Below are 9,424 nucleotides of genomic sequence, written 5' to 3' on the forward strand. Positions count from 1 at the left end.
GCGGGGCGGCGGTCCGCTTAGGCTCGACATCATGGAGACCCCTATTGCGCGTACGTCCAGGTGGCGGCGTCTGCTGCCCCGCTCCCGAGGCCGGTGGGCGGCGGGTATCGCCGCGCTCGTCGTGCTGGCCGGGGCGGGCACCTGGACCGCCGTGGCCGACGACAGCGCACCGGCCGTCCACCGGCAGGACCGGATGATGCGCGTCGACGGGGTGTCCGTCGACACCTCGTACTTCACCACCGGCGGCACACAGCGCCGGCCCGCCGTGCTCATCGGCCACGGGTTCGGCGGCAGCAAGGCCGAGACGCGGGACCAGGCCGAACAGCTGGCCGCCGACGGGTACGCCGTCATGACGTGGTCCGCGCGCGGGTTCGGGAAGTCCGGGGGCAAGATCTCGCTCAACGCACCCGACCGCGAGGTCAAGGACGTCTCCCGGCTGATCGACTGGCTCGCCGCCCGCCCCGAGGTCCAGCTCGATGCCAAGGGCGATCCGCGCGTCGGCATCACCGGCGCCTCCTACGGCGGCGCCGTCTCGCTCCTCGCCGCCGGATACGACAAGCGCGTCGACGCCATCGCCCCGGAGATCACGTACTGGAACCTTGCCGACGCGCTCTTCCCCGACGGGGTGTTCAAGAAGCTCTGGGCCGGCATCTTCGTCACCACCGGCGGCGGCTGCGGGAACTTCGAGAAGCAGCTGTGCGACATGTACGAACGGGTCGCCGTCAGCGGCAAGCCGGACGCCGCCGCGCGCGCCCTGCTCACCGAACGGTCCCCGAGCGCCGTCGCCGACCGCATCAAGGTGCCCGCGCTCATCGTGCAGGGGCAGACCGACTCCCTCTTCCCGCTCGGCCAGGCCGACGCCATGGCCCGGGCCATCAAGGCCAACGGCGCACCCGTCTCCGTCGACTGGATCGCCGGCGGGCACGACGGCGGCGACATGGAGAGCGACCGGGTGCGGAAGCGCGTCGGGGGCTGGTTCGACCGGTATCTGAAGGGGGACGAGGGCGCCGCCACCGGCCCCGCCTTCCGCGTCACCCGTACCGGCGGCATCGACTCCACCGACGGGGCCGCCCTCACCCGCGGCGCGAGCGGCGACACCTACCCCGGGCTGCGCAGCGGCGCGGAGAGCGTCGAGCTGCGCGGTGGCACGCAGAAGTTCAGTAATCCCGCCGGAGCCAACCCGCCCGCCATCTCCGCCGTCCCGGGCGTCGGCGGCGGCCTCGCCCAGCTGTCCACGTTCGGCGTCGGGCTCTCCATCGACTTCCCCGGGCAGTACGCCCGCTTCGACTCCGCCCCGCTCACGACCTCGCGGCGCGTCACCGGCTCACCGACCGTCCGCGTGAACGTGAAGGCGGGAGCGGGCGACGCGGTGCTCTTCGGCAAGGTGTACGACGTGTCGCCGGACGGGAAGCAGCAGGTGCTGCCCTCCCAGCTCGTCGCGCCTTACCGGATCACCCCCGCGCAGCAGGGCAAGCCCATCGAGCTGACGCTGCCCGCCGTCGACCACGAACTCGACTCGGGACACCGCCTGCGCCTCGTGCTGGCCGCCACGGACCTCGGCTACGCGTCCCCGGCCGCGCCGACCACGTACACCGTTTCCCTCGACGGCCCGCTGACCATCCCCACCGCGCCCGGTCTGAAGACGGCGGCGGCCACGCTGCCCTGGTGGACCTGGGGGCTCCCGGCCGCCGCCGTCGTGATCGCCGCGGCCCTCCTGCTCACCGCCCGGCGCCGTACCGCCACCCCGGCCCCGGACCCCGCACTCACCGACGTACCGCTGCAGATCACCGGCCTGTCGAAGAAGTACGCCAAGTCCGCCGACCGGTACGCGGTCAAGGAGCTGTCGTTCCGGGTCGAGAAGGGGCAGGTGCTCGGGCTCCTCGGGCCGAACGGCGCCGGAAAGACCACCACGCTGCGCATGCTCATGGGGCTCATCACGCCCGACGACGGCGAGATCCGCGTCTTCGGACGGGCCATCCGGCCCGGTGCGCCGGTGCTGTCCCGTGTCGGGTCGTTCGTCGAAGGCGCCGGCTTCCTGCCGCACCTGTCGGGCCGCGCCAACCTGGAGCTGTACTGGCAGGCCACCGGACGACCCACCGATGACTCGCACATCGAGGAGGCCCTGGAGATCGCCGGGCTCGGCGACGCGCTGGCCAGGGCCGTCCGCACGTACTCGCAGGGCATGCGGCAACGCCTCGCCATCGCCCAGGCCATGCTCGGGATGCCGGACCTCCTCATCCTCGACGAGCCGACCAACGGGCTCGACCCGCCCCAGATCCGCGAGATGCGCGACGTGATGATCCGGTACGCGGCCGGCGGCCGAACCGTCATCGTCTCCAGCCACCTCCTGTCCGAGGTCGAGCAGTCCTGCACCCATCTGGTGGTCATGGACCGCGGCCGGCTCGTCCAGGCGGGCCCCGTCGCCGAGATCACCGGCTCCGGCGACATGGTGCTGGTCACCTCCGCCGAGGAGATCACCGAACCGCTCGTCGAGAAGATCGCCGCACTCGCGGGCATCGGCTCCGCCGTCCGTACCGACGACGCGCACGGGCTGCTCGTCCGGCTCGACGGCGCCACATCGCCGCAGCTCGTCACCGAACTGGTGCGCCTGGACGTGCCGTTGACCGGTGTCGGGCCGCACCGCCGCCTGGAGGACGCGTTCCTCACCCTGATCTCCGGAGGCTCCGCATGAGTACCGCAGCCGAAGTCGCCGAGGCCCCCGAGGCGCCCGGATACCGTGCCCGGCGCACCCTTCCGCTGCGCGTGGAGGCCGTACGCCAGCTGCGCAGGCGGCGCACCCTCCTTATGGGCGGGGTGCTGGGCGCGCTGCCGTTCATCCTGATCATCGCGTTCGCCATCGGCGGCACCCCGGACGGCGGCCCCGGGGGCGGCGACCGGGTCACCCTGATGGACACCGCGACCGCTTCGGCGGCGAACTTCGCGGCGACGTGTCTGTTCGTCTCGGCCGGCTTCCTGCTGGTGGTCCCGGTCGCGCTGTTCTGCGGCGACACCGTGGCCTCCGAGGCCAGTTGGTCCTCGCTGCGCTATCTGCTGGCGGCGCCCGTGCCCCGGGCCAGGCTGCTGTGGAGCAAGCTCGTCGTGGCGCTCGGCTTCAGTCTCGCCGCGATGGTGCTGCTGCCGCTCGTCGCGCTGGCCGCGGGGGCGGCGGCCTACGGCTGGGGGCCGCTCGAACTGCCCACCGGCGGTGCGCTCGCGACGGGGGACACCGTGCCCAGGATCGCGCTCGTCGTCGCCTTCATCTTCGTCTCCCAACTCGTCACCGCCGGGCTGGCGTTCTGGCTGTCGACCAAGACGGACGCCCCGCTCGGCGCGGTCGGCGGAGCGGTCGGACTGACCATCGTCGGCAACGTGCTGGACGCGGTCACCGCGCTCGGCTCCTGGCGCGACTTCCTGCCCGCCCACTGGCAGTTCGCGTGGGCCGACGCGCTCCAGCCCGATCTGGAGTGGGCCGGCATGGCGAAGGGCGCGGCGATCTCGGTGACGTATGCCCTGATCCTGTTCGCCTTCGCCTTCCGGGGGTTCAGTCGTAAGGACATCGTGTCCTGACCTTGACATTCCGCCGGATCACCGTCCGTCGTTGCCGCATCGAGATCGTTCCGCAACGTCCTCGACGGCTCCGGCGCCCCCGCTCGCACGTCACATTCACAAGTGGTGACACGACGACACTGGGGGCCGAAGGATGGGACACGGGACACGGATGTACCGAGGAGCGGCAGTGCTGCTCCTGGCGGGGGGCGTACTTCTCACCGGCTGCTCCGGTGGCGGTACGAACGACACGAGTAGCGCCGACAGCGGTAAACGGGCGGCCGGTCCCGCACCGGCCGCCACCGGCGGGGCGGCCTCCACGGGCGGGGCGGCCGCGGACGCGGCGAAGCCTGCGGACGGCGCGGAGAAGACGGACCGGCTGAGGGAGTCCGCCGCGCCCGACTACCTGTCCACCTTCGCGCTGGACGTGGACACCGCCTCGTACGGCTACGCGCGCCGCACCCTCGCCGACGGCAGGCTGCCGGGCCCGGAGACCGTACGGCCGGAGGAGTTCGTCAACAGCTTCAGGCAGGGCTACCACCGCCCGGACGGCAACGGCTTCACCGTCTCCGTCGACGGCGCACGGGCCGGCGGGGCGGACGGGGACTGGTCGTTGGTACGGGTCGGTCTTGCCACCAAGGCCGCGCCCAGCAGCGGCGAACGGCCGCCCGCCGCCCTCACTTTCGTCGTCGACATCTCCGGCTCGATGGCCTCGTCCGACCGGCTCGGCCTGGTGAAGACCTCGCTCGGCATCCTCACCGACGAGCTGCGCGACGACGACTCCGTCTCCCTGGTCACCTTCAGCGACGAGGCGAAGACCGTCCTGCCGATGACCCGGCTGAAGGACCACCGCGGGAAGATCCACGACGCCGTGGAGTCCATGGAGCCCGCCGACTCCACCAATGTGGGGGCAGGTGTCCGGCGCGGTTACGAGGAAGCCGTCGACGGCCACCGCAAGGGCGCCAACAACCGCGTCGTCCTGCTCTCCGACGCGCTGGCCAACACCGGCGACACCGACGCCGACGCGATCCTCGAACGCGTCGACTCGGCCCGCCGCGAGTACGGCATCACCCTCTTCGGGGTCGGCGTCGGCAGCGACTACGGCGACGCCCTCATGGAACGCCTCACCAACAAGGGCGACGGCCACACCACGTACATCGCCGATGAGGAACAGGCCCGCAAGGTCTTCGTCGACCAGCTGCCCGCCCACATCGAACTGACGGCGCGCGACGCGAAGGCGCAGGTCGCGTTCGACCCGAAGACCGTGGAGAAGTTCAAGCTGATCGGCTACGAGGACCGCAAGGTGGCCGACGACGACTTCCGCGACGACAGCGTGGACGGCGGAGAGATCGGCCCCGGCCACACGGTGACGGCGCTCTACGCCGTACGCCTGCGAGACGGGGCCTCCGGTCACGTGGCCACCGCGACCGTGCGCTGGCTGGACCCCAAGTCCCGGGCGGCGCACGAGGAGACGGGCTCGGTCGAGACCGGCGCGATCGACGGCAGGCTGTGGGGCGCAAGCAGTACCCGGCTCCAAGTGACCGCAGCTGCCGCATACTTCGCCGAAAACCTGCGAGGCGGCTCGCTCCCGGGCGCGCCCGGGCTGGGCGAACTGGCCACCAGGGCCGACGAACTGGCGCGGACGACCGAGGACGCCTCCGTGGCGAAGCTGGCCACCGCCATCGCCGAGGCGGACCGCCTCAAGGGAGGCCGTACCGACACCGGAACGGGTGCGGGCGAGGGCGAGATGGACTGACCGGCGCTGCATCACGTCGCGGCGAAGGGCGGCCGTACAGGCTTGCGAATTCAGCCTGTACGGCCGGTTCCGTCAGGCCATGATGGGCCCATGGCCTCCCTGTTCCTGACTCTCGCCGTGATCACGACCGGCCTCTACGCCGGCTTCATGCTGACGTTCCTCGTCGCGATCATGCCCGGGCTCGCCGCACTGCCGGACGAAGGCTTCACGGCGGGCATGCGCCGCTTCAACGAGAAGGTTCCCGGGCCCGCCTTCCTTGTCCTCTTCCTCGGAGTGATCGCCTTCCCGGCGGTCGCGGCCTTCACCGAGTACGGAGAGGACGGGTGGCCGCTGGTCGCTGCGGCGCTGGCATGCGCCGTCGTCTCCCACCTGGTGACGATCGCCGGCAACATCCCGCTGAACCAGACGCTGGCCGGCTCCGAGGGCGGGGACGACAGCGCGGCCCGTACCGCGTTCGAAGCCCGCTGGAACGCCCTCCACCGCTTCCGTACCGCGCTCTCGCTGGCCGCGTTCGCCCTGATGGCGGCTGCTGGCCTCTGACGGGCGCGGGGCCGCCTCAGGCCAGGTGGAAGACCTCGGTGAGCGGCACCATCGCCTCGTCCGCCGCCTCCGGCTGCTCGAAGAAGCCCGCCATGTCACGCTGCCACCGCTCGTTCACCTCGGTCGCGGCCATCGCCTCACGGGCCGCGTCGAAGTCCTCCGTCTCCAGGTAGCCGACGAGCAGCCCGTCCTCGCGGAGGAAGAGCGAGTAGTTGTGCCAGCCCGCCTCGGAGAGCGCCGCGAGCATGTCCGGCCAGACGGCGGCGTGACGCTCGCGGTATTCGGCGATGCGGTCCTTGCGTACGTTCAGCAGAAAGCAGACGCGCTGCATGATCGGGACTCCCGGGCGAGGGGCGCGCCGGTGCGGGGCCGCAGGGCGCACGGTCTGAAAGGTTTCAATCGAGCTCGTCGAAAGTTAGACGGGCGACGGACTCCCGGTCAATGGCGCAGCATGCCCGTGGTCGCGTTGTCCCGTCCCGCAGCCTGTCGACGCGCGGCCCTGGCGTCCCGCAGTCCCGCAGCCCTCCTGTTGTTTCGCCGCCTCGCTGCCTCGCCCTCTCGCTGCCTAGCGGGTGCGACGGCCGCGGCTCCCGGCGCCTACCAGGGCAGTGGACCCGCCGAGTCGAAGTAGCCGCCGGTCGGGCCGTCCGGCCCCGGCCGGGCCATCCGCACGATGATCTCGGCGCCCTGCTCGACGGTCTGCGCACCCTCGTGCCGGTTCAGGTCCGTCGCGGTGTAGCCGGGCTCCACGGCATTGATCCACATGCGCGGGAACGCCTTGGCGAACTGCACCGTGAGCATGTTGACCGTGGTCTTGGAGGCCGGGTAGGCGACGCCCGGGTAGCCCTTGCCGGCTTGGGCCAGTGAGGCGAGGCTGCTGCTGACGTTGACCACTACGGGGGCGGCGGAACGTTCCAGGAGGGGCAGGAAGGCGTGGGTCACCCGGACCAGTCCGAAGACGTTGGTCTCGAAGACCTCTCGCATCACGTCGGCGGTCAGCTCGGCGGCTCCGATGATGCCGCCTTCCGGTGACCGCACCTCGATTCCGGCGTTGTTGATCAAAACGTCCAGGCCGCCGTCGGACTCGATGGTGGCCGCAGCGGCGGCGACCGACGCGTCGTCGGTGACGTCGAGTTGTACGAACCGTGCACCGAGAGCGGCCGCGGCCGCCGAGCCCCGCTCGACGTTGCGCGCTCCCACGTAGACGGTGTGCCCCGCGGCGGTGAGGCGGCGGGCGGTCTCGTGGCCGAGGCCCTTGTTGGCCCCGGTGATCAAGGTTGTCGTCATGGGGTGCAGCGTCTCCCCGGTGCGACGCGGCCCGCCAGTGGTTTGCGACGTGGCCCGCGGGACCGCCGGACTGCGGGACCAGCCTGCCGGGCCGCGCGACCGGAGCGCCGCGCGACCGCTGCCGCTTACGCGTTCGCTACGCCGGTCTCGCTACCGTGCTGTGACCTGCTGAAAAGACCCTCCCGAGGGAGGGTCTGATACGGGCTGGGCTGATGCGCCCCCGGCAGGACTCGAACCTGCGGCCAAGCGCTTAGAAGGCGCCTGCTCTATCCACTGAGCTACGGGGGCCGGGTGGTGGCCTCGGTGGCCTGAAGCCCTGGACCCAGGCGGTCCGTGACCTTGCCGGGACAAGGATAGGGCTCCGATTGACTCGGCCCGGTTGCTTCACCTGCGTGGCACGATGTGGAGGTTCGGTGAAGCGAGACGATAATCGCAGGTGGGTGCGATTCATGCATCGCTTTTGACGCCTGACGCCCCGGGTGTTGTGCACTCGTTATGCCTGCGCCCCACTCGTCCCCTCTGTCCGGACGGAGGAACCGGCGCGCAGAGGTGTCTATACGCTTCAAAAAGGCACCAAAATTGGGCATTCTTCGCATGTGGTGACCTTGGACGTACGGCCTCAGCTCATCGACGCACTTTCCGCCCTGCGCGACCGTGTCGCTGCCGTGCGTCTTCCACTCCCGCTGCCAGGAGCTCCACGCGCCCGGCAGACCAGGATCGAGCTGCTCGCCCAGCTCGACGACTACCTGCTGCCCAGGCTCAAGGACCCCGAGGCTCCCCTCCTCGCGGTCATCGGCGGATCCACCGGCGCCGGCAAGTCGACGCTCGTTAACTCACTCGTCGGACGGCGCGTCAGCGAAGCAGGGGTGCTGCGGCCGACCACGCGCACGCCGGTGCTCGTCTGCCATCCGGATGATCATCACTGGTTCGCAGACATCCGGGTGCTGCCCCAGCTCACCCGCGTCTGGCTGCCGCCCGAGGAGTCCGCCGACCCCGGTCAGTGCGACGACCTCGACGGACCCGACGGGAACGCGGCCGAGGAAGGGACCGCCCTGCGCGTCGAGACCGCCGCCGGGCTGCCACGCGGCCTCGCCCTGCTGGACGCCCCCGACATCGACTCGCTCGTCGTACGCAACCGTGTCCTGGCCGCCGAACTCATCTGCGCGGCGGACGTCTGGGTCATGGTGACGACCGCCTCCCGCTACGCCGACGCCGTGCCGTGGCATCTGCTGCGTACGGCCAAGGAGTACGACGCCTCCCTCGTCACCGTCCTCGACCGGGTACCGCACCAGGTCATCGCCGAGGTCTCACGGCAGTACGGCGCGCTGCTCACCAAGGCCGGTCTCGGCGAGGTGCCGCGCTTCACCATCCCCGAACTGCCCGAGTCCGCCGGTGGCGGCAGCGGACTGCTCCCCACCACGGCCGTCGCCCCCCTGCGCGCCTGGCTCACCCACCGCGCGCAGGATCCGGCGGCCCGTCAGCAGGCGGTCGGGCGGACGGCGGCCGGGGTCATCGACTCCCTCGACGTCCGGATGCCGGCCCTGGCCGGAGCCGTCGCGGCGCAGTACGCGGCCGCCGTACGGCTGACCGGGGTGGTGGAGGAGGCGTACCGCAAGGAGGGCGCACGCGTCCGGAAGCGGCTCCAGAGCGGTGGGGCGCTCGCCGGGGACGCGCGGACCCGGTGGCGCGGCTATCCGCTCTACACCACCTCGGAGGAGGTGCTCGACGCACTCGTGGAATCCCTCGCCGCGCTCCTGGAGTGCGCGGTGGCCGCAGCCGACGAAACGATCCGCACGACCTGGCGGCGGGAACCCGCGGCCGCCGTCCTCGGCTTCGAGACCACGGGCCGGGAGGCCGGTGGCTGGGGGCCGCCCGAGGACATCCGCGGCCGGATCGCCATGACCGTACGGAGGTGGCGCCGGGTCCTGGAGGAACTGGCCGAGGAAGAGGTGCGGCTCATGGAACGCAACACCGCGCCCGACGCCGAGACCGTCGCAGCCCTCCTCGCCGCCGCCCTGCTCGGCGGACGCCGGGCCCGTACCGCAGGAGAACAACTGGCCGAACGCATCGGCGTCCAGGGCGCCCTGCGCCTGCGCGACAAGGGCGGCGCGCTGCTCACCACCTATCTCGACCAGGTGCTCGGCGGCGAACGCGACCGCCGGCTCGCCCCGCTGGACGCACTCGACGTGGCCCCCGAGCCGCAGGCCGAACTGATCGCCGCTCTGTCCGTACTGCAGAAGGAGAGGTGGCAGCGATGACTGCCGTCACTGACGAAGGTCCGGGACAGGGCCGGGG

General features: G+C 71.5%; 7 protein-coding genes and 1 tRNA gene. 5 read left to right on the plus strand and 3 right to left on the minus strand.

Going from position 1 to position 9,424, the window contains the following annotated elements:
• Positions 1 to 31 precede the first annotated feature (31 nt).
• The 4 genes from JGS39_RS11810 to JGS39_RS11825 all read left to right on the plus strand — a co-directional run bounded on the left by JGS39_RS11810 (position 32) and on the right by JGS39_RS11825 (position 5,842).
• Complete coding sequence (locus JGS39_RS11810; RefSeq protein ID WP_219568815.1) at positions 32 to 2,692, plus strand: alpha/beta fold hydrolase; 2,661 nt, start codon at positions 32 to 34, stop codon at positions 2,690 to 2,692.
• Entirely contained in the window at positions 2,689 to 3,567 is an 879-nt protein-coding gene (locus tag JGS39_RS11815) for an ABC transporter permease (protein WP_219568816.1), read from the plus strand. The genes JGS39_RS11810 and JGS39_RS11815 overlap by 4 nt, the downstream gene beginning before the upstream one ends.
• Before the next feature lie 133 nt (positions 3,568 to 3,700).
• The gene (locus JGS39_RS11820; RefSeq protein WP_219568817.1) at positions 3,701 to 5,302 is read left to right on the plus strand and encodes a vWA domain-containing protein; all 1,602 of its coding nucleotides are present in this window, start codon (positions 3,701 to 3,703) and stop codon (positions 5,300 to 5,302) included.
• A 90-nt stretch (positions 5,303 to 5,392) separates the two neighbouring features.
• Complete coding sequence (locus JGS39_RS11825; protein ID WP_219568818.1) at positions 5,393 to 5,842, plus strand: anthrone oxygenase family protein; 450 nt, start codon at positions 5,393 to 5,395, stop codon at positions 5,840 to 5,842.
• Between the two features lie 16 nt (positions 5,843 to 5,858).
• Here JGS39_RS11825 and JGS39_RS11830 read toward each other — a convergent pair whose 3' ends face one another.
• From JGS39_RS11830 to JGS39_RS11840, 3 genes are all read right to left on the minus strand, one after another.
• Positions 5,859 to 6,173, minus strand: a complete 315-nt coding sequence (locus JGS39_RS11830) for an L-rhamnose mutarotase (RefSeq protein WP_219568819.1) — start codon at positions 6,171 to 6,173, stop codon at positions 5,859 to 5,861.
• 266 nt (positions 6,174 to 6,439) lie between these two features.
• Positions 6,440 to 7,129 carry an SDR family NAD(P)-dependent oxidoreductase gene (locus tag JGS39_RS11835; protein WP_219568820.1) on the minus strand — a complete coding sequence of 230 codons (690 nt, stop codon included), beginning with the start codon at positions 7,127 to 7,129 and terminating at the stop codon, positions 6,440 to 6,442.
• Positions 7,130 to 7,344: 215 nt separating this feature from the next.
• Positions 7,345 to 7,417 (minus strand) — tRNA-Arg (locus JGS39_RS11840).
• Positions 7,418 to 7,734: 317 nt separating this feature from the next.
• Here JGS39_RS11840 and JGS39_RS11845 point away from each other — a divergent pair.
• Positions 7,735 to 9,387 (plus strand): dynamin family protein, encoded by a 1,653-nt coding sequence (locus tag JGS39_RS11845; RefSeq protein ID WP_219568822.1) that lies wholly within the window; start codon positions 7,735 to 7,737, stop codon positions 9,385 to 9,387.
• Positions 9,388 to 9,424 lie beyond the last annotated feature (37 nt).

Source organism: Streptomyces poriferorum (genome assembly GCF_019399235.1).
Taxonomy (GTDB): domain Bacteria; phylum Actinomycetota; class Actinomycetes; order Streptomycetales; family Streptomycetaceae; genus Streptomyces; species Streptomyces poriferorum.

Bases quoted from the DNA above. Each gene is read 5' to 3' on its own strand.
- JGS39_RS11810 (WP_219568815.1), top strand. From the start codon at position 32: ATGGAGACCCCTATTGCGCGTACGTCCAGGTGGCGGCGTCTGCTGCCC.
- JGS39_RS11815 (WP_219568816.1), top strand. From the start codon at position 2,689: ATGAGTACCGCAGCCGAAGTCGCCGAGGCCCCCGAGGCGCCCGGATAC.
- JGS39_RS11820 (WP_219568817.1), top strand. From the start codon at position 3,701: ATGGGACACGGGACACGGATGTACCGAGGAGCGGCAGTGCTGCTCCTG.
- JGS39_RS11825 (WP_219568818.1), top strand. From the start codon at position 5,393: ATGGCCTCCCTGTTCCTGACTCTCGCCGTGATCACGACCGGCCTCTAC.
- JGS39_RS11830 (WP_219568819.1), bottom strand. From the start codon at position 6,173: ATGCAGCGCGTCTGCTTTCTGCTGAACGTACGCAAGGACCGCATCGCC.
- JGS39_RS11835 (WP_219568820.1), bottom strand. From the start codon at position 7,129: ATGACGACAACCTTGATCACCGGGGCCAACAAGGGCCTCGGCCACGAG.